Origin of the sequence: Actinomadura luzonensis, assembly GCF_022664455.2 — a bacterium.
In the GTDB taxonomy this organism is placed as follows: domain Bacteria; phylum Actinomycetota; class Actinomycetes; order Streptosporangiales; family Streptosporangiaceae; genus Nonomuraea; species Nonomuraea luzonensis.
Map to the genome: position 1 here is coordinate 792997 of NZ_JAKRKC020000001.1, position 24957 is coordinate 817953.

The 24957-nt window shown below is 68.6% G+C and carries 19 protein-coding genes; 14 read left to right on the forward strand and 5 right to left on the reverse strand.

The genetic code is table 11. From position 1 onward, the window contains the following. Positions 1 to 48: 48 nt before the first annotated feature. From MF672_RS03705 to MF672_RS03725, 5 genes are all read left to right on the forward strand, one after another. A complete protein-coding gene (locus MF672_RS03705) occupies positions 49 to 693 on the forward strand; it encodes a B3/B4 domain-containing protein (protein ID WP_242375921.1) in 645 nt (214 codons plus the stop codon). Between the two features lie 205 nt (positions 694 to 898). Beyond that, positions 899 to 4555: a multifunctional oxoglutarate decarboxylase/oxoglutarate dehydrogenase thiamine pyrophosphate-binding subunit/dihydrolipoyllysine-residue succinyltransferase subunit gene (locus tag MF672_RS03710; protein WP_242375922.1), complete on the forward strand. Its 3657-nt coding sequence runs from the start codon at positions 899 to 901 to the stop codon at positions 4553 to 4555. A gap of 78 nt (positions 4556 to 4633) precedes the next feature. After that, positions 4634 to 4813, forward strand: a complete 180-nt coding sequence (locus MF672_RS03715; RefSeq protein WP_242375923.1) for a DUF6104 family protein — start codon at positions 4634 to 4636, stop codon at positions 4811 to 4813. Between the two features lie 94 nt (positions 4814 to 4907). After that, positions 4908 to 5711, forward strand: coding sequence for a DUF4097 family beta strand repeat-containing protein (locus MF672_RS03720; RefSeq protein WP_242375924.1), 804 nt, complete (start codon positions 4908 to 4910; stop codon positions 5709 to 5711). After that, positions 5708 to 6448, forward strand: coding sequence for a PadR family transcriptional regulator (locus tag MF672_RS03725; RefSeq protein WP_242375925.1), 741 nt, complete (start codon positions 5708 to 5710; stop codon positions 6446 to 6448). The genes MF672_RS03720 and MF672_RS03725 overlap by 4 nt, the downstream gene beginning before the upstream one ends. Positions 6449 to 6546: 98 nt before the next feature. Here the strand turns inward: MF672_RS03725 and MF672_RS03730 are convergent, their stop codons facing one another. The 3 genes from MF672_RS03730 to MF672_RS03740 form a co-directional block, all read right to left on the reverse strand. Beyond that, complete coding sequence (locus tag MF672_RS03730) at positions 6547 to 7404, reverse strand: oxygenase MpaB family protein (protein WP_242375926.1); 858 nt, start codon at positions 7402 to 7404, stop codon at positions 6547 to 6549. 76 nt (positions 7405 to 7480) lie between these two features. After that, entirely contained in the window at positions 7481 to 8437 is a 957-nt protein-coding gene (locus tag MF672_RS03735) for a zinc-binding dehydrogenase (protein WP_242375927.1), read from the reverse strand. Between the two features lie 27 nt (positions 8438 to 8464). After that, a complete protein-coding gene (locus MF672_RS03740) occupies positions 8465 to 9346 on the reverse strand; it encodes a hypothetical protein (protein ID WP_242375928.1) in 882 nt (293 codons plus the stop codon). A gap of 444 nt (positions 9347 to 9790) precedes the next feature. Between MF672_RS03740 and MF672_RS03745 the strand changes: the two genes are divergently transcribed. The 6 genes from MF672_RS03745 to MF672_RS03770 all read left to right on the forward strand — a co-directional run bounded on the left by MF672_RS03745 (position 9791) and on the right by MF672_RS03770 (position 19297). Continuing rightward, positions 9791 to 10915 (forward strand): trypsin-like serine peptidase, encoded by a 1125-nt coding sequence (locus MF672_RS03745; RefSeq protein ID WP_242375929.1) that lies wholly within the window; start codon positions 9791 to 9793, stop codon positions 10913 to 10915. A gap of 314 nt (positions 10916 to 11229) precedes the next feature. After that, entirely contained in the window at positions 11230 to 12369 is a 1140-nt protein-coding gene (locus tag MF672_RS03750; protein WP_242375930.1) for a trypsin-like serine peptidase, read from the forward strand. A gap of 218 nt (positions 12370 to 12587) precedes the next feature. Continuing rightward, positions 12588 to 13751: a trypsin-like serine peptidase gene (locus MF672_RS03755; protein ID WP_242375931.1), complete on the forward strand. Its 1164-nt coding sequence runs from the start codon at positions 12588 to 12590 to the stop codon at positions 13749 to 13751. A 404-nt stretch (positions 13752 to 14155) separates the two neighbouring features. Beyond that, positions 14156 to 15664, forward strand: a complete 1509-nt coding sequence (locus MF672_RS03760; protein WP_242375932.1) for a trypsin-like serine peptidase — start codon at positions 14156 to 14158, stop codon at positions 15662 to 15664. Between the two features lie 422 nt (positions 15665 to 16086). After that, positions 16087 to 17610, forward strand: a complete 1524-nt coding sequence (locus MF672_RS03765) for a trypsin-like serine peptidase (protein ID WP_242375933.1) — start codon at positions 16087 to 16089, stop codon at positions 17608 to 17610. 187 nt (positions 17611 to 17797) lie between these two features. Continuing rightward, positions 17798 to 19297: a trypsin-like serine peptidase gene (locus MF672_RS03770; RefSeq protein ID WP_242375934.1), complete on the forward strand. Its 1500-nt coding sequence runs from the start codon at positions 17798 to 17800 to the stop codon at positions 19295 to 19297. Between the two features lie 47 nt (positions 19298 to 19344). Here the strand turns inward: MF672_RS03770 and MF672_RS03775 are convergent, their stop codons facing one another. Together MF672_RS03775 and MF672_RS03780 are read right to left on the reverse strand one after the other, a co-directional pair. Next, positions 19345 to 20703 carry an NsdA family TPR-like regulatory protein gene (locus MF672_RS03775; protein ID WP_242375935.1) on the reverse strand — a complete coding sequence of 453 codons (1359 nt, stop codon included), beginning with the start codon at positions 20701 to 20703 and terminating at the stop codon, positions 19345 to 19347. 268 nt (positions 20704 to 20971) lie between these two features. Then, a complete protein-coding gene (locus MF672_RS03780; RefSeq protein WP_302893150.1) occupies positions 20972 to 22186 on the reverse strand; it encodes an NAD(P)-dependent malic enzyme in 1215 nt (404 codons plus the stop codon). 288 nt (positions 22187 to 22474) lie between these two features. On the opposite strand from MF672_RS03780, the gene MF672_RS03785 reads away from it, so the two are divergent. Genes MF672_RS03785 through MF672_RS03795 form a run of 3 tightly spaced genes read left to right on the forward strand, consistent with a single transcriptional unit; the run spans position 22475 to position 24906 of the window. Continuing rightward, the gene (locus MF672_RS03785) at positions 22475 to 23335 is read left to right on the forward strand and encodes an ABC transporter substrate-binding protein (RefSeq protein ID WP_242375936.1); all 861 of its coding nucleotides are present in this window, start codon (positions 22475 to 22477) and stop codon (positions 23333 to 23335) included. A 3-nt stretch (positions 23336 to 23338) separates the two neighbouring features. After that, positions 23339 to 24166: an amino acid ABC transporter permease gene (locus MF672_RS03790; RefSeq protein WP_242375937.1), complete on the forward strand. Its 828-nt coding sequence runs from the start codon at positions 23339 to 23341 to the stop codon at positions 24164 to 24166. Then, positions 24163 to 24906: an amino acid ABC transporter ATP-binding protein gene (locus MF672_RS03795; RefSeq protein ID WP_242375938.1), complete on the forward strand. Its 744-nt coding sequence runs from the start codon at positions 24163 to 24165 to the stop codon at positions 24904 to 24906. The genes MF672_RS03790 and MF672_RS03795 overlap by 4 nt, the downstream gene beginning before the upstream one ends. Positions 24907 to 24957 lie beyond the last annotated feature (51 nt).

The window sequence follows — 24957 nt, forward strand, 5'->3', positions numbered from 1 at the left end:
TTTTGCAAAGTGAATTTTGCGGTCTGCCGGCGCTCGTAGACTGGCGGGATGCTTGACGACATCTGGGTGGACGACGCCGTTCACGAGCTGCGGCCCGACTTCGCCGTGCTGGTCATGACCGCGCACGGGCTGAGCAACGGCCCCACCGACGACCGGGCCCGCGCCTGGCTGGCGGCGGCCGCCGAGGCCGGGCCGCAGCCCGCCAGGATCGACGCGTGGAAGGACGCCTACCGCGCGTTCGGCGCCAAACCGCAGCGCACCCGGCCCTCGGTCGACGCCCTCACGCGGCGGATGCCGCTGCCGGAGATCAACCGGGCGGTCGACGCCTACAACTCGGTGAGCGTCAAGCACGCGCTGCCGATCGGCGGCGAGGACCTCGACCGCTACCGCGGGCCGGCCCGCCTGGTGCGCGCGACCGGCGACGAGGCGTCGGAGGAGGCGCTCGGCACGCCCGAGCCCGGCGAGGTGATCTGGCGCGACGACCTCGGCGTGACCTGCCGCCGCTGGAACTGGCGCCAGGTGGCCCGCACCCGGCTCACCGAGGAGACCACCAACGCGATCTTCCTGCTGGAGCGGCTGGAGCCGATGACGCTGGAGGAGCTGAAGGAGGCGGGCGAGGAGCTGGCCGATCTGCTCGCCGAGCTGTCGCCGGGGGTCAGGATCGCCACGCGGCTGCTGTCCCCGCGGAAGTAAACCTCTTCCCCCGACGTTGATACCAAACAGTAACAATCCCTGGCACCACCCGGATTGGCAGGGGGGGCGTGACCTCTTTGCACGGTCCTGAGAGGATCGTTCGAGGCGGCGCGCGTTCTTCGGCACGTGCTGCCAGTTCGGGCGAGTAGCCTTGGACAGGTTCTCTAACATCAACGCCGATCTGCGGAAGAGGGCGATTTCCGCCGTGTCGTCTGAGTCGTCGCGGACAAACCCGCTGGCAAGCTTTGGTCAGAACGAATGGCTTGTCGACGAGCTGTACCAGAAGTACCTCCAGGATCCCGAGTCGGTGGACAAGGCCTGGTGGAACTTCTTCGCTGACTACAACCCTGATTACGGGCCGGGCCGAACCCCGGTCAGGGAGGCGGCGAACGGCACTGCGACCGCTCCCTCTCCTGCCAAGCCACCGGCGGCGGCCCCAGCGGCGCCGAAGGCGGCCGCCACGGCCGAGAGGCCGAAGCAGCCGGCCACCCCGGTGCCCAAGGACGCCGAGGAGGTCAGGCTGCGCGGCGCCGCGGCCCGCACCGCGGCCAACATGGACCTGTCGCTGTCGGTCCCGACCGCGACCAGCGTGCGCGCCATCCCGGCCAAGCTGCTCATCGACAACCGCATCGTGATCAACAATCACCTCAAGCGGGGCCGCGGCGGCAAGGTCTCCTTCACGCACCTGATCGGCTACGCGATCGTCAAGGCGCTGAAGGCCATGCCGGAGATGAACTACTCCTACGCGGAGGTCGACGGCAAGCCGACGCTGATCAAGCCGGAGCACGTGGGCTTCGGACTGGCCATCGACGTCCAGAAGAGCAACGGCGAGCGCCAGCTCCTCGTGCCCTCGATCAAGGGCGCCGAGGAGATGGACTTCCGGCAGTTCTGGATGGCGTACGAGGACGTCGTGCGCAAGGCGCGCGCCGGCAAGCTCGGCGTCGACGACTTCGCCGGCACCACGATCTCGCTGACCAACCCGGGCACCATCGGCACCGTGCACTCCGTCCCGCGCCTGATGCCCGGCCAGGGCACCATCATCGGCGTCGGCGCGATGGAATACCCGGCCGAATACCAGGGGGCCTCCCCCGAGACCCTGTCGCGGCTGGCCGTCTCCAAGGTCATGACGCTGACCAGCACCTACGACCACCGGATCATCCAGGGCGCCCAGTCGGGCGACTTCCTGCGCCAGATCCACCGGCTGCTGCTCGGCGAGGACGGCTTCTACGACGAGATCTTCGAGGCGCTGCGCATCCCGTACGAGCCGGTGCGCTGGGTCCAGGACATCTCAGCCACCCACGACGACGACGTGGCCAAGTCCGCCCGCGTGATCGAGCTCATCCACGCCTACCGCGTGCGCGGCCACCTCATGGCCGAGACCGACCCGCTGGAGTACAAGCAGCGCAAGCACCCCGACCTCGACATCCAGTCGCACGGCCTGACGCTGTGGGACCTCGAGCGCGAGTTCGCGACCGGCGGCTTCGGCGGCAAGCCGCTGATGAAGCTGCGCGACATCCTCGGCGTGCTGCGCGACTCCTACTGCCGCACGGTCGGCATCGAGTACATGCACATCCAGAACCCCGAGGAGCGGGCCTGGATCCAGGCGCGGGTGGAGAAGCCGCACGCCTCGCCCGAGCGCGACGAGCAGCTCAACATCCTGTCCCGGCTCAACACCGCCGAGGCGTTCGAGACGTTCCTGCAGACGAAGTTCGTCGGCCAGAAGCGCTTCTCGCTGGAGGGCGGCGAGTCCCTGATCCCGCTGCTCGACTCGGTGCTCAGCGACGCCGCCGACGAGGGCCTCGACGAGGTCGTCATCGGCATGGCGCACCGCGGCCGGCTCAACGTGCTGGCCAACATCGTGGGCAAGTCCTACGCCCAGATCTTCGGCGAGTTCGAGGGCAACATCGACCCGCGCACCGCGCACGGCTCGGGCGACGTCAAGTACCACCTGGGCGCGACGGGCACGTTCACCGCGCCGAGCGGCCGCACCATCACCGCCTCCGTGGTCGCCAACCCCTCCCACCTGGAGGCCGTCGACCCGGTCCTGGAGGGCGTCGTGCGCGCCAAGCAGGACCTCATCGAGCGCGGCGAGGAGGGCTTCACCGTCCTGCCGGTGCTGGTCCACGGCGACGCGGCCTTCGCCGGCCAGGGCGTCGTGGCCGAGACGCTCAACCTGTCGCAGCTGCGCGGCTACCGCACCGGCGGCACCGTGCACGTGGTGGTCAACAACCAGGTGGGCTTCACCACCTCGCCCGCCTCGTCCCGCTCGTCGGTGTACGCCACCGACGTGGCGCGGATGATCCAGGCGCCGATCTTCCACGTCAACGGCGACGACCCCGAGGCCGTGGTCCGCGTGGGCCAGCTCGCCTACGAGTACCGCCAGGCGTTCCGCAAGGACGTCGTCATCGACCTCATCTGCTACCGCCGCCGCGGCCACAACGAGGGCGACAACCCGGCCTTCACCCAGCCGCTCATGTACGACCTCATCGACGCCAAGCGCTCGACCCGCAAGCTCTACACCGAGGCCCTGATCGGCCGCGGCGACATCACGGTCGAGGAGGCCGAGTCGGCGCTGCGCGACTACCAGGCCAAGCTGGAGCAGGCGTTCACCGAGGTCCGCGAGGCGGCGAAGAAGCCGCAGGAGGCGGCCGCGATGCGGGTGCCGCCCACCGAGGTCGTCAAGTGGTCCCACGACGACACCCCGACGGCGATCACCCACGAGACGCTCAAGCGCATCGTCGACACCCAGCTCAACCTGCCCGAGGGCTTCACGCCGCACCCGCGGCTCGCGCCCGTGCTGCAGCGCCGCGGCCAGATGGTCGAGCAGGACGCCATCGACTGGGCGATGGGCGAGACGCTGGCCTTCGGCTCGCTGCTGCTCGACGGCCACCCGGTGCGCCTGGTCGGCCAGGACTCCCGGCGCGGCACGTTCACCCAGCGGCACGCGGTGCTGGTCGACCGCATGACCGGGGCCGACCACACGCCGCTGAAGACGTTCAACGAGGGCACCACGAAGTTCTACGTCTACGACTCGCTGCTGAGCGAGTTCGCGGCGCTCGGCTTCGAGTACGGCTACAGCGTCGTGCGCCCCGACGCCCTGGTGTGCTGGGAGGCGCAGTTCGGCGACTTCGTCAACGGCGCCCAGACGATCATCGACGAGTTCATCTCGTCCGGCGAGCAGAAGTGGGGCCAGAAGTCCTCGGTCACGCTGCTGCTGCCGCACGGCTTCGAGGGGCAGGGCCCCGACCACTCCTCGGCCCGCATCGAGCGCTTCCTCCAGGTCTGCGCGCTCGACAACATGACCGTCGCCCAGCCCACCACCCCGGCCAACTACTTCCACCTGCTGCGCTGGCAGGTGGAGTCGCAGCGGCGCAAGCCGCTGGTGGTCTTCACGCCGAAGTGGCTGCTGCGGCACAAGGCGGCCACGTCGAAGGCGTCCGACTTCACCTCGGGCACCTTCCAGCCGGTCCTCGGCGACACGGCCGTCGACCCGGCGAAGGTCACCAGGGTCGTGATGTGCTCCGGCAAGCTCTACTACGAGCTGCTGGCGCAGCGCGACAAGCTGGGCCGCGACGACGTCGCGCTGGTCCGGCTGGAGCGCCTCTACCCGTTCCCGGCCGAGGAGCTGGCGGCCGAGCTGGGCCGCTACGGCGGCCAGGCGGAGCTGGTGTGGGCGCAGGACGAGCCGGTCAACATGGGCCCGTGGCCCTACCTGACGCTCAAGCTGGCCGAGGACCCGCAGACGCTGGGCGGCCGGCCGGTGCGCCGGGTGTCGCGCACGCCCAACAGCTCGCCGGCCTCGGGCTCGCACAACGCGCACGACACCGAGCTGGAGGAGATCCTCCACCAGGTGTTCGCCTGATCCGGTCAGATCGCGCGCGGTGCCGGCGGCCCTTCCGGGCCGCCGGCACCTGCCGTTTTCATCGAGAGTGAGAGAGCCATGTACTTCACCGATCGGGGGATCGAGGAGCTGGTCGAGCGGCGCGGCGAGGAGGAGGTCAGTCTGCTCTGGCTGGGCGAGCGCCTGCGCGAGTTCGTGGACCTCAACCCCGAGTTCGAGGTGCCGGTCGAGCGGCTGGCCACGTGGCTGGCCCGGCTCGACGACGAGGACGACGAGTAGGCCGCCGCCGCGACAAACGCGATACATCTTGAGTTTCCGCCCAACGCGACATATCGTGTTACTCGAAGAGACGTGTCGCCGGGAGGGCGGAAGCATGCAACAGTGGACGATCGAGGCGCCGGAGCAGCTGACCTTCGGTCTCGTGGAGTCGCTCGACGTGCGCATAGTCGCGGGCCGGCTGGCGGTGCTCGCCAGCGAGGGCCCGCCGACGCTGGAGGTGTCGGAGATCGAGTCGGCCTCGCCGCTCGTCGTCGTCTACGACGAGGACGCGAGATCGCTCACGATCGCCTACAAGGACCTCACCTGGGACGGCCTGCTCGGCTGGCTGCGCCGCGACCGGCGCAGGACCGTGCTGTCCATCACCGTCCCCAAGACGTGCCGGGTCTCGGCCGGCGTCGTGTCGGCGCCGACGGTGGTCGCCGGGTTCGAGCGGTTCACGCGGGTCAAGAGCGTGTCCGCGGAGATCGTCCTGGACGGGGTGAGCGGCGAGGTGACGGCCGACACCGTCTCCGGGGCCGTCGAGAGCCGGGCCATGGAGGGCGACCTGTCGTTCAAGAGCGTGTCGGGCGACCTCACCGTGGCCGACGGCACGCCGCGCCGGCTCAAGGCCAACACGGTCTCCGGCCGCGTCACCGCCGACCTGGCGCTGCGGCCCACCGGATATGTGACGCTCGCCAGCGTCTCCGGTGACATGCTGGTCAGGCTCCCGGAGAACGCGGACGCGGACGTCACCGTCCGGTCCACGTCCGGGCGGCTGATCAGCACGTTCGACGAACTGTCCGCCACGAACAGCCCGGGCATGAAGACCATGTCGGGGCGGCTCGGCGGCGGCATGGCCTCGCTGTCGGCGACCACGGTCTCCGGCGAGGTCGCGCTGCTCAAGGGGGAGAAGGAATGAGCCCTGTCTTCGGTCACGGCCGGCTCCGGCTGTACCTGCTCAAGCTGCTGGAGGAGAGCCCGCGGCACGGCTACGAGGTGATCCGCCTGCTCCAGGACCGCTTCCTCGGCGTCTACTCGCCCTCCCCCGGCACCATCTACCCCCGGCTGGCCCGGCTGGAGGAGGAGGGCCTGGTCACCCACGAGGTGGCCGACGGCAAGAAGGTCTTCTCGATCACCGACAAGGGCCGCGAGGAGCTGAACGCCCGCCTCGACGAGCTCGACGACCTGGAGGAGGAGATCTCCGCCTCCGTCCGCGACATCGCCCGCGAGGTCAAGGAGGACGTGCGCGAGACGGTCAAGTCGCTGCGCGACGAGCTGACCCGCATCGCCAAGGACGCCCGCACCACCGGCCGCGAGGACCCGGCGGGCTTCGGCCGGCGGCAGAAGGAGGAGTTCCGGCGGCTGAAGGAGGAGCAGCAGCGGCAGTGGCAGCAGCACGCCCACCAGTGGCAGGGCGAGAGCGAGCGGCTGACCAGGGAATGGCGCCGGATGTGGACCGAGATCTGGGCCACGCTCGGCGGCGCCCCGCCGAACCGCGCCGAACTGGACGCCGAGCTGGGCGAGCTGCTGGCCGACTTCGTCGCCGAGGCGCGGGAGGAGGCCTCGCGCGCCCGCCTGACCCGCGAGAAGCTGACCGACCTGCGCACGGCCCTGGACGACGCCGCCCGCTCCGTCCGCGACATCCTCGAACGCTGACCGCCACCCCGGGACAGCCACGTCACCTGCTGACCGCCACCCCGTACGGCCACCCCGCGCCTCGATCGACCTACGAGCCCCAGGCCGATCGGCACCCCTCACGCCGTGCGCAGGCAGTCCTCCAGGCGCGACGTCGCGCGGGCCGCCCGCCGCGCGCGATAGGCGATCGGCATGTACCGCAGCCGCTCCGGCAGCCGCGGCGTGAGCACCGCGACCGCGTGCCCGACCCGGCGCAGCCGCCGCTCCTCCCTGGCCGTCCAGCGCAGTCCCAGCTTGTCGCGTACGGCGGCCGGCAGGGTGCCGACGGTGAGGAAGTGGCTGAACTCCCCCGCGCCCGCCCCCACCGGCGGCCATAACCGGCGCAGGGGCGCCGGCAGCCCCGGCGGCACGGGCGTGCCGCGGACGGCGGCCAGCACGTCCAGCGCCGTCGGATGCGGCTCCAGCCGCTCGGCGACCATGCGGTCGAGGTAGTGCCAGTACGCGTCGAGGTCCTCGGGCATCTCCCGTTCCGGCACCCGCAGGATGCGGCCGAGCTGCCGCGACTCCTCGTACAGCCGCCGCTGGGCGTCGCCGGTGAGCGGGGTGCCGAAACAGCGGCTGAGCGTGACGAACCGCTCGAACAGCGTCAGGTGCACCCAGGCCCACGCCTCGCCGTTGAGCGCGTGGTAGGCCCGGCCCCGCTCGTCCACGCCGCTGATCGGGCGGTGGATCTCCCTGAGCCGCTGCCCCTCGGCGGGGCCGGCCGCGCCGCCGTAGACCCAGGTCTGCACGGAGGCGAGCGTGCGGGTGAGCCGCCCCCACGGGTCCGACCTGTACGTGGAGTGCTCGGCGACGGCCGCGCCGACCGCCGGATGCATGGTCTGCAGGACCAGGGCGCTCCCGGCCACCAGCAGGTTGCGATATTCGCCCGCGGTGTCCCAGTGCATCGAACCCGGGCCGAAGGGCTCTACGTCCATGATCGGGCCTCCTGGGTGATACAACTTTACTTTTTTTGTATCACCCAGGAGGCGCGGGAGTAACCCGTCACTTATTTCAGGCGGTGAAGACGACCTTCCCGAAGAGCTCGCCCTCCGCCATGGCGGCGAAGCCGTCCCTGGCCTCGGCCAGCGGCAGCGTGCGGTCGATCAGCGGCCGCACGCCTGTCTGCTCCAGGAACACCGCCAGCCGCTGGAGCTGGTCGCGCGTCCCCATGGTCGAGCCGACCACCGAGAGCTGCAGGAAGAAGACCCGGTTGAGGTCGGCGGGCGGCACGGCCCCGCTGGTCGCGCCGCTGACGACGATGCGCCCGCCCGGCTTCAGCGACTTCAGCGAGTGGTCCCAGGTGGCCTGGCCGACGGTCTCCATCACCGCGTCCACCCGCTCGGGCAGCCGCGCGCCGGTCTCGAAGACCTGGTCGGCGCCCAGCTCGCGGGCCCGCTCGCGCTTGGCCTCCGAGCGGCTGGTCGCCCAGACCCGGTAGCCGCCCGCCCGGCCGAGGGCGATGAGCGCGGTGGCGACGCCGCCGCCCGCGCCCTGCACCAGGACGGTCGAACCGGGCTGGAGCCCGGCCTTGTCGAACAACATGCGGTAGGCGGTCAGCCAGGCCGTCGGCAGGCACGCGGCCTGCTCGAAGCTGAGCGCGGCCGGCTTGGGCACGAGGTTGCGGCGCGGCACGGCCACCCGCTCGGCGAACGTGCCGTCGTAGGTCTCCGACAGCAGCGAGCGTCTCGGGTCGAGCGTCTCGTCCGCGCCCGAGCCGATCACGGCGTGCACGATGACGTCGTTGCCGTCCTCGTCCACGCCGGCGGCGTCGCAGCCGAGCACGATCGGCAGCCGGTCCTGGCGGATGCCGACGCCCTTCAGCGTCCACAGGTCGTGGTGGTTGAGCGCGGCCGCCCGTACCGTGACGGTCGTCCAGCCGTCCGGCGTCTTCGGCTCGGGGTGCTCCCCGAGCGTGAGGCCGGCGAGTGGGTTGTCGGGGTCGGTCTGTGTGGCGGTTACGGCGAACATGGCCGCACCCTACAAAACCCGCCCGGCTCAGTCCTCGACCGTCACCTTGATCCCGTGGATCGCGCGGCGCCGGAAGGAGTCGGGGCCGGTGACCGCGACCTGCACGTCCCCCCGGCACACCGCCTGGGCCGGCCGGCCGCGCCCGGTGATCGTGTAGGGGATCGCACTGTCCTTGCCGCAGCCGGGCGTGGGCACGAGCGCGACCATCGTCCGCGCCGTGCCGCCGAACCAGAGCTGCGGCCCGGCCGGCGCGCCCTGCACCTTCTCCCCCGGCCGCGCCAGCCGCACCGGCCCGCCGCCCGACAGCACCAGGTAGCCGGCCTTGGTCACCTTGCCCCGCAGCCGCCGCGCCACGGCGAGCCGCTGGTCGAAGGTCAGCCCCTCCTGGGAGTCGTACATGGCCAGCCGCCACTTGCCGAACGCGAACAGCAGCACCTGCCCGCGCCCGCCGCTGCCGGCCGGCTGCGGCCAGAGGGTGACGTTCGGCGCGTAGCTCCTGATCGGCTGGCCGCCCCTGGTGATCTCGATCTCGCCGTTGGCCGGGGCCAGGAGTTGCCGGAAGATCCCGTCCACCCACATCCCCTGGTACGGCCGCACGCCCATGCCCGCGAGGTCCAGCTCGGCCGGGTAACGCACGGTGGCCCGCCGCCCGTCGGGGAAGACCACCGCGATGACCTGCTCGCCGCCCTTGGTCCTCGGCGTGACCTGCAGGAGGTTGGGCGGGCTGTCGGCCCTGGTCAGCGATTTGATCGCCTGAGGGGCCGGCGGCGGCGGCGGGGCAGGCGGCGGCTCCCGGCTGGCGATCAGCCCGATCACGGGCACCAGCACGACCACGAGCAGCACCGCCAGGCCGGCCCAGCGGCGACGCCCGCCCTGGCCCGCCTCGATGACGTCGAACCGGTCAGCCACCGACGTTCCTCGCGCAGAAGTGTGGCTTGCGCCCTCGGTCCCAGTTCAGTTGAGCGGCGACCGGCGGCGCAAGCCCTCGGCGCGGGGGAAATCGTCACGAAATCACAACCTGCCGGGGAGGCCGCCGCGCGAGCAGCTGATGGTTCCGGCGATGCCGATGGGACAGGGGTGTCGGCGAGTAAAGTGCGGTGGACCGGCGATGCCTTTTGTTGATGAGGTTTCCGGTGTTACCAGAGACAATTAAACACCCGGTCCCACCTGCGGAAATGCTTTCTCGTCATACATGCGATTCCGCTATTTCTATAACGGAATGGAACCGGCTCATGCTTTTTCGCGTCGTTCGCTCGCGGCGCGCTCGCGCCATTCATTAACGTTCCCAGCGTTTTCCTGGCCCACCGGGGCGCAGTACCCCGCTCTGGGCCGCCGAGAACTGGAAGGAGCTCCATGAATTCCCGAGCAAGGCGCATCACGATCCCCCTCGCCGGTCTCACGGCCGCCGGCCTGGCGGCAGGGGTCCTCAGCGGTGCCACGGCGAACGCGACGACGGCACCCTCAGACGTCGTCGCCAGGAACGCCGCCACCCCCGCAGAGCAGGCGATCCAGTTCTGGACGCCGGACCGCGTCAAGCAGGCCACCGACTACGACGGCGGCCTGAGCCTGTCCACCAAGGGCGTCAAGGGCAGCAACGACAAGCCCGACGGCCCCGCGGGATCCGTGCCGCCCATCGGCGCGGAGAAGACCAGCACGAAGAAGAGCAAGCAGGTCAACCTGCCCAACACGGTCGGCCGCGTGTTCTTCACGCTGCCGAGGACCAACCCGCGCGACCCGCGCAACTGGCGCTACTGCTCGGCCACCTCGGTGCAGAGCAAGTACCGCAACCTCGTGGCGACCTCCGCCCACTGCGTCTACGACACCAAGTACAACACCTTCTACGACAACTGGGTCTTCATCCCCTCCTACTGGGACGGCAACAACGCCTGGAACGGCAAGGCGCCCTACGGCATCTACGCCGCCAAGACGTTCAACGCGCACGACGACTTCGTGGTGAAGGAGGACTACGACTACGACTACGCGTTCGTCAACGTCTACAACGGCATCAAGGTCTCGTGGGAGCGGGCCGGCAACGGCTGGCGCTGGAACGTCAAGAACGTGGGCCGGCTCGGTGACAACGTCGGCGGCCAGGGCTTCACGTGGAACCGGAGCACGAAGCTCAACGTGTTCTCCTTCGGCTACCCGGCGGGCGAGCACCCCGACGGCGACCGCCCGTACACCGGCCGGACGATGAAGTACTGCTACGGCAAGACCCGGCCGATGCCGGAGGCCAAGAAGTACAACCTGCAGGAGCACATCGGCTTCAAGTGCTCCTTCACCGCCGGCGCCAGCGGCGGCCCCTTCCTCTACAACTACAAGAGCGCCTCGCGCACCGGCTACCTGGTCGGCGTCAACAGCGTGGCGTGGGACACCGACGGCAACGACCGCTACGACTACATCTCCTCGCCGTACTTCAACAGCGACACCTACAAGATCTACAAGGCTGCCGCCAACCGCTGGACCGGCAACATGCCGTGACGATCCGGCACTCCAGGCCCCGGGTCCCGCACGGGATCCGGGGCCTCCCCGGTCCGCATTCCGAGTGACGCGCGACACCTGATCCCGAGGAATTACCTGTGTGTTCCGGCCCGCCGCACTCTGCCGCGATCATGCCTCTGACCAGGGGAAACATTCACCGAGAATGATCGTTTGGAGGTATCGGGAGTGATGGGCTGACGGGCTCCTTATAGTTCACATTGGAACCTGGTTCAGGTAACGAATCCCTATCCGAGCTGCAATACCCTCCGCACATCTGGAAAAATCCCCCCTTACGACCCCAAGAAAGGCATTTCATGATCTCCCGGGCCCGGCATCTGCTGGCGGCTGCGCTAGGCGGCGCGCTGCTGGTGCTGCCTGCCCTCACGGGGATCGCGAACGCCGCAGCGAGCGCGGCCGCGGGCACCACAGCGAGCGCCGCCGCCAAGGTCCAGAGCATCTCCCTGGCCAAGACCGCCGCGGACGTCAAGCGGGTCGCCGACTACTGGAAGCCCGAGAAGTTCAAGCACGCCGACAGCTACAGCCCGGCCACCCCCGGCACCGCCGCGGCGAAGCCGACCTCCGCGGGCGGAGCCGCCGGCCCGGCCGCCCCGGGGGCCACCAGGACCACCGCGGTCGCCAAGCGCGCCGCGGGGCAGCTCACCGCGCCCGCGCTGCCGCGCAAGGGCGCCCCGACCGGCGCCACGATGGGCAAGGTCTTCTTCCGCTTCGGCGACAAGGAGTACTGGTGCTCGGCCAGCTCGGTCGCGGCGAGGAACCGCAGCGTGGTCGCCACCGCCGGGCACTGCGCCTACGACCCGCGGCAGGCCAAGGCCGCCGACTACTGGATCTTCGTCCCCAACCCGGGCCCGAACGGCGAGCAGCCGATGGGCATCTACGTGGCCTCCTCGATCAGCCTGCACGAGGACTGGGTCGGCCGGGGCGACTACGACTACGACTACGCCTTCGTCACCGTCCACCGCGGCTTCTCCTGGGTGAGCAAGAACGGCCAGTACGTCATGCAGGACATCGGCCGCCTCCAGGACAACGTCGGCGGCCTCGGCCTGGAGCTCAACAGGAAGCCGGGCACCTACAGCGCGGCCTCCTTCGGCTACCCCGCGGGCGCGCAGCCGGACGGCAGCCGCCCGTACGACGGCAAGAGCCTGAAGATGTGCCGCGAGGGCCGCACCATCTGGAACACCGCCCCGCCGCTCGACCTGCAGAAGGGCGTGCAGCTTCAGGCGTGCGACTTCAGCGCCGGCACCAGCGGCGGCCCCTGGGTGATCGGCTACGACCAGGAGCGCAGGATCGGCAGCCTGAGCGGCGTCAACAGCCTCACCTGGGACCGCAACGGCGACAAGCGCTACGACGCGGTCTCCTCCCCCTACTTCGACACCGTCACGGGGGCGGTCTACCAGCGGGCCGCGACGCAGAACACGCCGGCGAAGATTACCTGAACCACAAAATGTGACCCAGATCATATGCAACCACCTGGTCACAGCACGTGATCAGCCGTAACCCGGGTCTCGGTACGGTCACGCCCGCCTTTGGAACGCTGACATGATCCCCCGCAAACTTCCACGAACGTGGTCAGCGTTGTAGGTTCCGGGCTGTCCGTTTGCTGAGTTTGTGGGGGTGCACGACGCGCCTCATGTCAGCGCAACCTGGAGTTACCTTGACCCGAATCCTTCTTCCCGCCGGCGGCGCGCTCCTCGCGACCGGTCTGCTCGCGGCCGGCCTGTCCGGCGCCGCGCAGGCCGACGGGGACGTCTCCCACGACCCCATGGCGCGCAGCAACTCCCAGGCCGCCTCCGTCGCCTCCTTCTGGCTGGCCTCGAACGGCGCCGCCCTGCGCGCCGCGACGCAGTACACCTGGGACTCGAACGAGGTCAGGAAGGTCGTCTCCAAGGGCGGCTACACCCCTGACGGCAGCCCCGGCACCACCGCGCCGACCGGCTCGTCGAAGTCCGGCGGCAGCGCCCAGAACATCAACCTGCCCCGCACCGTCGGCAAGGTCTTCTTCGTGGACGGCCACGGCAAGTTCCGCTGGTGCTCGGCCACCTCCATCCAGTCGAACCAGCGCAACCTGGTCGCGACGGCGGGCCACTGCGTCTACGACACCGACAGCAACCGGGCCGTCATGGACAACTGGGTCTTCGTGCCCGGCTACTACCAGGGCAAGGCCCCGTGGGGCATCTACGTCGGCAAGCAGGCGTTCACCCACTACGACTTCGACGTCTACGAGGACTACGACCGCGACTACGCGTTCGTCACCGTCTACAACGGCATCCTCTTCAACGGCGTCAAGCAGGTGGACCGCCGCGACTACGAGCGCTTCACCGGGCCCAAGCGGCGCTGGGGCGGCCACTACTACATCCTGCTGTCCAAGGACGCGGGCCGCCTCGGCGACGTGGTGGGCGGCCAGGGCTTCGCCTGGAACCAGGCGACCGGCAAGTACGTGCGCACCTTCGGCTACCCGGCCGCGCCGCACCCGGACGGCAACAGGCCGTACAGCGGCGTGACGCCCAAGCACTGCTACGGCCGGACCACCTCGAAGGCCGTCGGCGCCGCCTGGCTGAAGATCCAGGAGCACATCGGCCTGAAGTGCGCCGTGACCCCCGGCTACGACGGCGGCCCCTGGCTGCTCAACTACAGCAACGCCAAGCGGCTCGGCTACGTCAACGGCGTGACCAGCACGTTCGCCGACCAGGACGGCAACGACCGCATCGACTACATCACCTCGCCGTACTTCGACGGCGAGACGGCCGCGGTGTACAACGCGGCCAAGAACGTCTGGTCGGGCAAGATCGTGGGCCCGAACGGAGAGCTGTACAAGTAAGCCCTGCCAGGGGAACACGAGGGCCTCCGCCGTCACGGCGGGGGCCCTCGTCTTGTTTTCCGAGGGCCTGGACGACTTCCTGAAGATCACCTGTGAATGTTCAGGCAGATTAGACGGGACAGCCCCAAAATCGGTTCCTGTGATCTGTGTCACAATGAACAACGACTCAGCATCTAACGGAACAAACGTCCCAGCAGCCACAAACCCCGCCTGTCCTGCGAAAACGCGGACAACACGGGACGGCCTCTGACTGATAACAGCAAGGTAACGGCGGTAACCCTGCCTACCGGTCAGCCCAAACCGGGTTCCACCTGTGGAGATCACCCGGCTATGTTTCTTGCAATCCCTTTACTGACGCATGGGCCGCTTGTTGCGACCCACGACAGAGCAAGGAGCACGTTCCCTTGAAGCGCATCCTCATCCCCGCCGGTGGCGCCATCCTGGCTACCGGCCTTCTGGCCGCCGGCCTCGCCGGTTCGGCTCAGGCCGACACGACGACCGCCTCCGACCCGATGGCCACCAGCGCCGCCAACGCGAAGGCCATCGCGGACTTCTGGGCGGAGAACAACGGTGCCGCCCTCAAGGCCGCGACCGAGTCCAACGTCTGGGACAAGGCCGACGTCGCCAAGCTCCAGACCAAGGGCGGCTACACCTCGGACACCAAGCCGGGCTCGACCGCGCCGATCGGCGAGGAGAAGAAGACCTCGACCAAGACGCAGAACGTCAACATGCCGAAGACCATCGGCAAGGTGTTCTTCGTCAACGGCAAGGGCGAGAAGAAGTGGTGCTCCGCCACTTCGATCCAGTCCAAGTACCGCAACCTGGTCGCCACCGCCGGCCACTGCGTGTACGACACCGGCTCCAACGCCGACGTCATGTCCAAGTGGGTCTTCGTCCCGGGTTACTACCAGGGCAAGGCTCCGTGGGGCATCTACGTCGGCAAGCAGGCCTTCACCCACTACGACTTCGACGTCTACGAGGACTACGACCGCGACTACGCGTTCGTGACCGTCTACAACGGCGTGAGCATCGGCAACGGGACCACCAAGCAGGTCTCCAAGGCCGAGTGGGACAAGTACCAGGGCATCAAGGACGCCAAGGACGAGGAGATCAGCGCTTCTGACTACCAGAAGTGCAAGGACCTCAACGGCGGCGAGACCCCTGACTGCTGGGCCAAGGCCAACACCACCGAGGACCTGGTCGGTCCTGACTACCCGGGCGCCGTCAAGGTGCTCAAGGAAGTCTCCAAGGAGCAGTTCGACGCCGCCCCCAGCGGCCAGAAGAACGGCGCCAAGGCCAACCGGGCCACGGTCACGGAGAACGTGACCGAGTCGCAGTACAAGAACTACGACGGCCTCGGCTACCGCAAGATCGACGCCAAGGGCAACTTCACCATCACCCACTACTTCCTCAAGTACTGGGTGAAGAAGACGTCCTCGGTGAAGTACTACAAGACGACGTTCTTCATCGTGGAGGGCTTCGTCAAGGACGCCGGCCGTCTCGGCGACAACGTCGGCGGCCAGGGCTTCGCCTGGAACCAGCCGACGGGCAAGTACGTCCGCGTCTTCGGCTACCCGGCCGCTCCGCACCCCGACGGCAACAAGGCCTACACCGGCGTGACGCCGAAGTGGTGCTACGGCAAGACCACCTCGAAGCTCGTCGGCTCGGCCGCCAAGAAGATCGAGGAGCACGTCGCCCTCAAGTGCGCCATGACCGAGGGCGCCGACGGCGGCCCGTGGCTGTACAAGTACAGCAACGCCAAGCGTCTGGGCTACGTCAACGGTGTCACCAGCACCTTCAACGACCAGGACGGCAATGGCCGCGTGGACTACATCTCCTCGCCGTACTTCGACGGTGAGACGAACACGGTCTACAAGGCTGCCGCCAACGTCTGGTCCGGCAAGATCGTCTGAGTGACGCACAGCGTTCGGTCCTGAACCGTACGTAGCGAAGGGCCCGGCTCACGCCGGGCCCTTTTGCGTTGCCGGCCGAAAGTGAAGGGCCTTTGGACGCACGCGGCTCCCGAACGGTGCCATCAATCCAATGTGATCTGCATCACATCGTCGTCGGCATCCGCGTCGCGTGATCACCCTCGCCCCCGTCGTCACACTGACAACTTCCTTATGTTGATCAGGGCAAACGGGTGCAACCCGAGCCTTCGTCTACTTCTACACATCGGCTTCTTAAACATCACAGAACGATTACGCCCGACTTGTCGCCTGTTTTCCTTCCAAAGCGACTACCCGAGCTCAAGATCGACACTGTATGTTCCTGGCTATCCCTTTACTGACGCATGGGACGCAAGAGGCGTTCCACGACAGCGCAAGGAGTTACCTTGAAGCGCATCCTCCTCCCCGCCGGTGGCGCCATTCTGGCCACCGGTCTGCTGGCTGCTGGTCTGGCCGGCACGGCTTCCGCCTCGGGTGTCGTCGACGACGCGCCGCTGACCCCGAACAACAAGGTCGCCGAGACTGTCGACTTCTGGCTCAAGGCGAACGGTGCTGCTCTGCGCGCTGCGCAGGTGTACCGCTACGACTACAAGGAAGTCGACAAGGTCGTCATGAAGGGCGGCTACACCCCCGACACCAAGCCGGGCTCCACCGCCCCGATTGGCGAGGAGAAGAAGGCCACCGTCAAGGTTCAGAACGTGAACCTGCCGAAGACCATCGGCAAGGTGTTCTTCGAGGGCCGCGACGGCAAGCTGTACTGGTGCTCCGCCACCTCGATCCAGTCGCAGTACCACAACCTGGTCTCCACCGCTGGTCACTGCGTGTACCAGACCGGTGCGAACGGGCACGTCCTCGACCGCTGGGTCTTCGTCCCGGGCTACTACCAGGGCAAGGCTCCGTGGGGCATCTACGTGGGTAAGCAGGCCTTCACCCACTACGACTTCGCCAACTACGAGGACTACGACCGCGACTACGCCTTCGTCACCGTCTACAACGGCATCACGCTGGGCAACGGCGACAAGAAGGTCGTTTCCAAGGCCGACTGGGACAAGTACGAGGGGATCAAGGACGCCTACGACGTCGAGATCTCCGAGGCTGAGTACCAGAAGACCGTTGACCTCAACGGTGGCGAGACCTCCGACGCGTGGGCCAAGACCTCCAGCTCCGACGACCTCGTCGGCCCGGACTGGCGGGGCCCGAAGGGCGAGCGTCCTGCTCTCGCCTTCAAGGAAGTCTCGAAGGAAGAGTTCGAGGCGGCTCCCGCGGACCTCCGGGTTCAGGGCCACCGCACCAAGTTCTTCCCGCGGACCGAGTTCGTCACGGAGTCCGAGTACAAGAACTACAGCGGCCCGGGCTACCGGAAGATCGACGCCAAGGGTAACTACACCATTACCCACTACTCCCTCACGTACTTCGTGAAGCGGACGTCGTCGACCAAGTACTACAAGACGGTGTGGTACGTCTTCGCCGGCTTCAGCAAGGACGTCGGTCGCCTCGGTGACAACGTCGGTGGCCAGGGCTTCGCCTGGAACCAGCCGACCGGCAAGTACGTCCGTACCTTCGGGTACCCCGGTGGCGAGCACCCCGACGGCAACAAGCCCTACACGGGTGTCACGCCGAAGTGGTGCTACAACAAGACCAACACCAAGCGTACGGTCGTCGCGGCCATCAAGGCCGAGGAGCTCGTGTCGCTGAAGTGCGCGGTCACCCCGGGCTACAACGGTTCGCCGTGGCTGCTCAAGTACAGCAACGCCAAGCGTCTCGGCTACGTCAACGGCGTCACCAGCGCCGTGTTCGGCGACCTGGACAGCAACAACCGGTACGACACGATCTACTCGTCGTACTTCGACGGCGAGACCGCTGCCGTCTACAAGGCCGCTTCGGCCGTGTGGTCCGGCAAGGTCGGCTGACGACAGTCTGTCCGTCCCTGGAACTGGGGGTCCAAACCTCAGGCCAACTGCTTTACCCGAAGGGCTCGGCTTTTGCCGGGCCCTTCGGCCTTTTCTGGGAAAAACGAGAAAGACCCTTACCAGAGTGACAAATGGGTCGATAGGGTCTTTACGCTGTTTCTTGACAACCCCATTGTGGAGCCCTCCCTTGAAGCGCCTGCTCATCCCCCTCGCCGCCGCCGGCCTGAGCGCCGCCACCCTTGCCCTCCCCGCCGCCGCGGAGCCCCACTGGGTCACCGACCCGCTGGCCCCCAAGCCTGCCGACGCCTACAGCAGCGCGAACTTCTGGCTCGACGCCAACGGCGCGGCCCTGCGCAAGGCCACCCAGTACCACTGGGACTTCAAAGACGTGCCCAAGCTCGTGGGCGCCCAGAGCAACACCCCCGATGACGGAAAGCCCGGTTCGACCGCGCCCACCGGCAGCGTCGCCACCGCCACGAAGGTGAAGAACGTCAACCTGCCGAAGACGCTCGGCAAGGTCTTCTTCCTCGACCGCGAGGGCAAGTACCGCTGGTGCTCGGCCACCTCCATCCAGTCCCGCCACCGCAACCTCGTCGTCACCGCCGGCCACTGCGTGTACGAGAAGGGCAAGGACGTCTTCCGCAAGTGGGTCTTCATCCCCGGCTACTACCAGGGCAAGGCTCCGTGGGGCATCTACGTGGGCGCCTACGCCTTCACCGCCTACGACCTCGACACCTATGACGACTACGACGGCGACTACGCCTTCGTCGCGGTGCACAACGGCTTCTCCCTCGGCGACTCCAAGCAGGTGCCGAAGGAGGAGTACGACAAGTGGCTCGGCGACAAGTGGGCCAAGGACGTCGAAATCACCCAGGCCGACTACACCAAGTGCGTCGACCTGAACGGCGGAGAGAGCGCCGACTGCTGGGCCAAGCTCGCCACCACCAGCGACGTCGTGGGCCCGGACTACCCGGACAAGAAGCGCGCGTTCAAGGAGGTCTCCAAGGAGGAGTACGACAAGGCTCCGACGGGGAACGGCAACGGCGCCAAGGAACCGGAGAAGATCGTCGTCGACCAGGTCACCAAGTCGGAGTACGACTCCTACAAGGGCCTCGGCTACCGCAAGCTCGACGCGCGCGGCAACTACACCATCACCCACTACTACCTGGGTTACTGGGTCAAGGAGTCCACGAAGACGCTCTACTACAGGACCGTCTTCACCGTCGGGCTGGCCAAGGACCTCGGCCGGCTCGGTGATGTCGTCGGCGGTCAGGGCTTCGCCTGGAACCAGCCGATGGGCCAGTACGTGACCGTCTTCGGCTACCCCGGCGCCCCGCACCCCGACGGGGACAAGCCCTACACGGGCCTGACGCCCAAGTACTGCATGGGCAAGACCGCCACGAAGACCTACCAGGTCAACACGTTCAAGGCGGAGACCCACCAGGCGCTGAAGTGCTCGATGACGCCGGGCGCCGACGGCGGCCCCTGGCTGCTGAAGTACGACAACAACAAGCGCACCGGTTACGTCAACGGCGTGACGAGCACGTTCGCCGACCAGGACGGCAACGACCGGATCGACTTCATCAGCTCGGCGTACTTCGACGGCGAGGTGGCCGACGTCTACAACAAGGCGAGCTACGCCGAGACGAAGGCGATCGTGAGCCCGAAGGGCGAGCTGCTGCAGTAGCGCGGAACACGGCCCGGGGCGACAGGCTCGCCCCGGGCCGTCGGCGTTCACACGGCGGTGAGCTCGCGGGTGCGTTCGCGCAGCCGCATCACCGGCCGCTCGTGCTTGTAGGGCTCCAGCCGCCGCCGCAGGTCCGTGGCGTACGAGCGGGAGCGGGCCGACTGCAGCTCGCCGGCCAGCGACAGCGCGCTGGAGGCGGCCACGCAGGCCTCCTCCAGCTCGCCGCACTGCACGAGCCCGGCCGACAGCAGGGACAGGTTGAACATGCGCCCCCGCACGTACCGGGAGTCCATGTCGAGCGAGCGGCGCGCGTGGTGGACGGCCCGCGCGCCGTCGCCGAGGTCGCGGAAGCAGTGGGCGAACTTGGCGGACAGGTAGGCCTCGTCGAAGTAGCTCAGCCAGCTGGGCTCCTCGGCGGGCTTGCGCGCGTCGAAGGACTGCTCGGCCTGGTTGAGCGAGGCGCCGCAGGAGCGGGAGTCGCCCCGCACCGCGTGCGCGTGGGCCTCCAGGACCTGCGCGGAGGCCAGGAGGGTGTCGACGCCCGCGTTGCGGGCCGAGAGCTGGGCCGCCCGCGCGAGGTCGAGCGCGTGGTCCGGCTGCCCCATGTAGATGGCCTGGTGGGCCATGCCGGCCAGGATCTCGCCGCCGAGGGTCTGGTCGCCCGCCCCCCTGGCCAGGCGCAGCGCCTGGATGAGGTAGCGCTGGGCCAGGCCGTGCTGCTCCATGTCGTAGGCCATCCAGCCGGCCAGACGGGTCAGCTCGGCGGCGGCCGCCGCGAGCTGCCGGCCGGTGGTCTCGCCGTACGAGCCGTCCTTGAGCAGCGGCGAGACGGCGGTGTCGAGGTATTTGACGACGGACGAGCGGACCCGGCCGCTGCCGAAACGGTTGTCGAGCTCCCCGAAGGACCGGGTGACCTCGTGAATGGCGGCGATGTCGGCGCGGCCCACGCGCCGCGTCCCGCCGCTGCTCGGGCGTCCCTCGGGTGGGGACGTCAGCCAGCGGACGGCTCCCACGGAGCCGGCTCCGATTGCGAAGGTCGAGTCGATGAGAAACCTGCGCCTCTCCACGTCGGCCCGCCACAGCGCGGTCACAGTCGCGACCCCCTCCTGCCAGGTGTGCGTGAACTCCTGTCCGAGATCGAGGGGTGTGATGACGGCGGGCATTCCGAGGTCTTCCGAGCTCACCGGCCTGCCCAGGCGCATCGCGAAGATCTCCGTGAGCAGGCCGGGAACCGGGTCCCTCGGGCGCTGGCCACCGATCCAGCGCAGCACCGAACTGTGGTCGTACTTCAGGCCCGGCGTGCCGCGGGCGGCACCCAGGTCGTTGAGGCGCCTGGCCAATCCCTTGTGGGAGAAGCCCGCCTCCGCGATGAGCTGCTGCAGCAGTCGATTTGGCTCGCGTTCCATCGCTCTCCTCGTCACAGGAGTCGGCGCCCACATCATTACAGAGAGCTACTGTTATAGCACCTTGCGTAAAGGATTACGGGCAGTTCCCAAAGGTTGCCTAAACTCCCTGCTGCTTCCCCGTCGCCGGCTCTGTGCGCGGGCAGACAGGCGACGGGCCCTGACTCGGACGGGTACCGCAACTACCCGGGAATTCGCGATGCAATCGGAAATCCTGCTCGACCAGGAACGGGCGGGAGCCGGAAGGCCCCCGCCCGGCACTCGGGCACGCTCAGAGGCGGGCGACCCCGTCGGCGCGGGCCTGGGCGGCCACGGCGGCGGTGACGGCGGGCGCGACGCGCTCGTCGAAGGGGCTCGGGATGACGTAGGTGGCGGTGACGTCGTCGCCGACGACCCCGGCGAGCGCCTCGGCCGCGGCGACCTTCATGTTCTCGGTGATGGTGGCGGCCCGCACGTCGAGGGCGCCGCGGAACACGCCGGGGAAGGCGAGCACGTTGTTGATCTGGTTGGGGAAGTCGGAGCGCCCGGTGGCCACGACGGCGGCGTGCCGGGCGGCGACGTCGGGGTGCACCTCGGGGGTGGGGTTGGACAGCGCGAAGACGATCGAGCCGGCGGCCATGGAGGCGATCGCCCGCTCGGTGACGGTCGAGCCGGACAGTCCGATGAACACGTCGGCGCCGGCCAGCGCCTCCTCGGTGGAGCCGGTGTGGCCGGCCCGGTTGGTGTCGCGGGCCAGCGCCTCCTTGACCGGGTTGAGGCCGTCGCGTCCGGCGTACAGCAGGCCCTTGGAGTCGGCGACGGCGATGTCGCCGATGCCGGCCTCCAGCAGGATGCGGGTGACCGCGACGCCGGAGGCGCCCGCGCCGGCGACGACCGCGCGCAGGTCGCCGAGGGCCCGGCCGGTCAGCCGGGCGGCGTTCTTGAGCGCGGCGAGCACGACGATGGCGGTGCCGTGCTGGTCGTCGTGGAAGACGGGGATGTCGAGCAGGTCGCGCAGGCGGGACTCGACCTCGAAGCAGCGGGGCGCGCTGATGTCCTCCAGGTTGATGCCGCCGAAGGAGGGCGCGAGGCGCGCGACGGTCTCGACGAGGTCGTCCACGTCGGTGCAGTCGAGGCAGATCGGCACGGCGTCCACCCCGCCGAACTCCTTGAACAGCAGCGCCTTGCCCTCCATGACCGGCATGGCGGCGGCGGGGCCGATGTCGCCCAGGCCGAGCACTGCGGTGCCGTCGGAGACCACGGCGACGACCCGGGAGACCCACGTGTAGTCGGAGGCGAGCGCGGGCGTCTCGGCGATCGCGGTGCACACGCGGGCGACCCCCGGCGTGTAGGCGAGGGACAGGTCGCCGGCGTCGCGGACGGGAACGGTGGAGCGGATCTCGATCTTGCCGCCGCGGTGCAGCGCGAAGGCCGGGTCGAGATCGAGGTCGAGCGCGGGCTCGGAGGTGACGGGAGTGACGGATTCGGAAGCGGGCGTGGCAGCCACAGCGACCCCTGTAGTCATCGGAAGCGGAAAGACCTTCGGCGGACGAGCGCGAGCGGGCTGGCTTCGGTAGCTGCCAGGGTCCCCTCGGCGTCATCACGTGAGGGGGGTTCGGGGGTCACCCGTGAACCCATAGTGCCACATCGTGAGACGGTGTTCGGAGCGCGTCGCTGTCCCGTCCGAGGCCGTTCCGTTGACGCATCGTTAAAGCCCCGATGACGGAACGCTGCAAAACCGCATTTAAACTGCACAAAACGCAAGTTCTATGGCTTTTCACTTAGGAGGCCGTACATGGCCCTCAGCCCCAAGGGCCGCCGTGGCTACGCCGCCGGCGCGCTCGCCCTCACCGCTGCTCTCGCGCTGGCCGCGTGCGGCAGCGAATCCGGCTCGGGCAGCGCCGGCACCACCAGTGCGAGCGCCGGTTCGGGCTCGACCGCGGTGAAGCTGGTGCAGCCCGGCAAGCTCACGGTCTGCACCAACATTCCCTACGAGCCGTTCCAGTTCAAGGACGCCAGCGGCAAGATCGTCGGCTTCGACGTCGACATCGTGGACCTGGCGGCCAAGAAGCTGGGCGTCACCCAGAACATCGTGGACATCGACTTCGCGGTGATCAAGAGTGGCGCCGCGATGGCGGCCGGCAAGTGCGACCTCGCCGCCGCAGGCATGACCATCACCCCGGACCGGGCGAAGAACATCACCTTCTCCGAGCCGTACTTCGACGCCACCCAGGCCCTGCTGGCCAAGAAGGGCACCGGCGCCAAGTCCCTCGACGACGTCAAGGCGAAGGGGCTCAAGCTCGGCGCCCAGGCCAGCACCACCGGCCTCGACTACGTCAAGAAGCAGGGGCTCAACCCCACCGAGTACGCCGACTCCGCCAAGGAGCTGCTGGCCCTGCAGGCCGGCCAGGCCGACGTGATCGTCCAGGACCTGCCCGTCGTGCTCACGTGGCTGAAGAAGCCGGAGGTCGCCGACAAGTTCGAGCTGATCGCCAGCCTCGACACCGGCGAGCAGTACGGCATCGGCCTGAAGAAGGACGCCGACCCGGTCCTGCTCAAGACCGTCAACGACGAGATCACCAAGGCCAAGCAGGACGGCACCTACGAGAAGATCTACGTGAAGTGGTTCGGCAAGAAGCCCGGCGAGCTGGGCTGACCGATGGCCGACCTGCCCACCACGGCTGAGCCTGCCCGCGCCAGGCTCAGCCCGCGGAAGAAGCAGCAAGTCAGCCGCGGCGTCCAGTACGTCGTGCTGGTCGCCGCGCTGGTCGCGGTCGTCCTGTACGCCGACTGGAGCAGCCTCGCGCAGAACTTCGCCAAGCCGGACGTGGCCGGCGAGGCGCTGCCCGACCTGTTCACCGTCGCGCTGCGGAACACGATCATCTACTCCGTCGGCGGGTTCGTCTTCTCGTTCCTGCTGGGGCTGCTGCTGGCCCTCATGCGGCTGTCGCAGGTGCGGCCGTACCGGTGGATCGCGATCGTGTACATCGAGATCTTCCGCGGCCTCCCGGCGCTGCTGATCTTCCTGATGATCACCTTCCTGCCGCTGGCGCTGCCCGGCTTCCAGGTGCCGTTCGGCACCTACGGCCAGGGCATCCTCGGCCTCGGCCTGGTCGGCGCCGCCTACCAGGCGGAGGTCTTCCGCGCGGGGCTGCAGGCGGTGCCGAAGGGGCAGACGGAGGCGGCCAGGTCGCTCGGCATGTCCGCCACCCGCGCCCAGGTCACGGTGGTCATCCCGCAGGCGATCAGGATGGTCATCCCGCCGACCACCAACCAGTTCGTGGCCCTGCTCAAGGACTCCTCGCTGGTGCTGTTCCTCGGCGTGTCCGGCGAGTACGTCGAGCTGGCCAAGTTCGGCAACGACCTGGCCTCCCAGTACGCCAACGCCACGCCGATCATGGTCGCGGGCGTGACGTACCTGATCGTCACCATCCCGCTGGGTTACCTGGCCTCCCGGCTGGAGGGACGGAAGGGGAGGAACCGATGACGCACGCCATCGAGATCGCGGACCTGCACAAGTCCTTCGGCGACAACGAGGTGCTCAAGGGCATCGACCTGACCGTCGAGCCGGGCCAGGTGGTCTGCGTCATCGGGCCGTCGGGCTCGGGCAAGTCCACGCTGCTGCGCTGCGTGAACCTGCTGGAGGCGCCCACCAGGGGCAAGGTCTTCGTGGAGGGCGTCGAGGTCACCGACCCCGACGTGGACATCGACGCGGTCCGCCGCCGCATCGGCATGGTCTTCCAGCAGTTCAACCTGTTCCCGCACATGACCGCGCTGCAGAACGTCATGATCGCGCAGCGGCGGGTGCTGCGGCGGAGCGGCAAGGAGGCCGAGATCGTCGCCAGGGAGAACCTGGAGAAGGTCGGCGTCGGCGACAAGTGCGACTCCTACCCCGGGCAGCTGTCCGGCGGGCAGCAGCAGCGGGTGGCGATCGCCCGCGCCCTCGCCATGAACCCCGACCTCATGCTCTTCGACGAGCCCACCTCGGCGCTCGACCCCGAGCTGGTCGGCGACGTGCTCACCGTCATGCGCAAGCTGGCGGAGGAGGGCATGACCATGCTCGTGGTCACCCACGAGATGGGCTTCGCCCGGGAGGTGGCCGACCGGGTGGTGTTCATGGACGGCGGCGTGGTCGTCGAGGACGGCCCGGCGTCCCAGGTGATCGGCGATCCCGCTCAGGAGCGGACGAAGGCGTTCCTGCGGCGGGTGCTGCACCCGGAGGGCTGATCGCGGCCGAGCCGTGCGCGGCGGGGCGTCCGGAGCGCCCCGCCGCGCGTG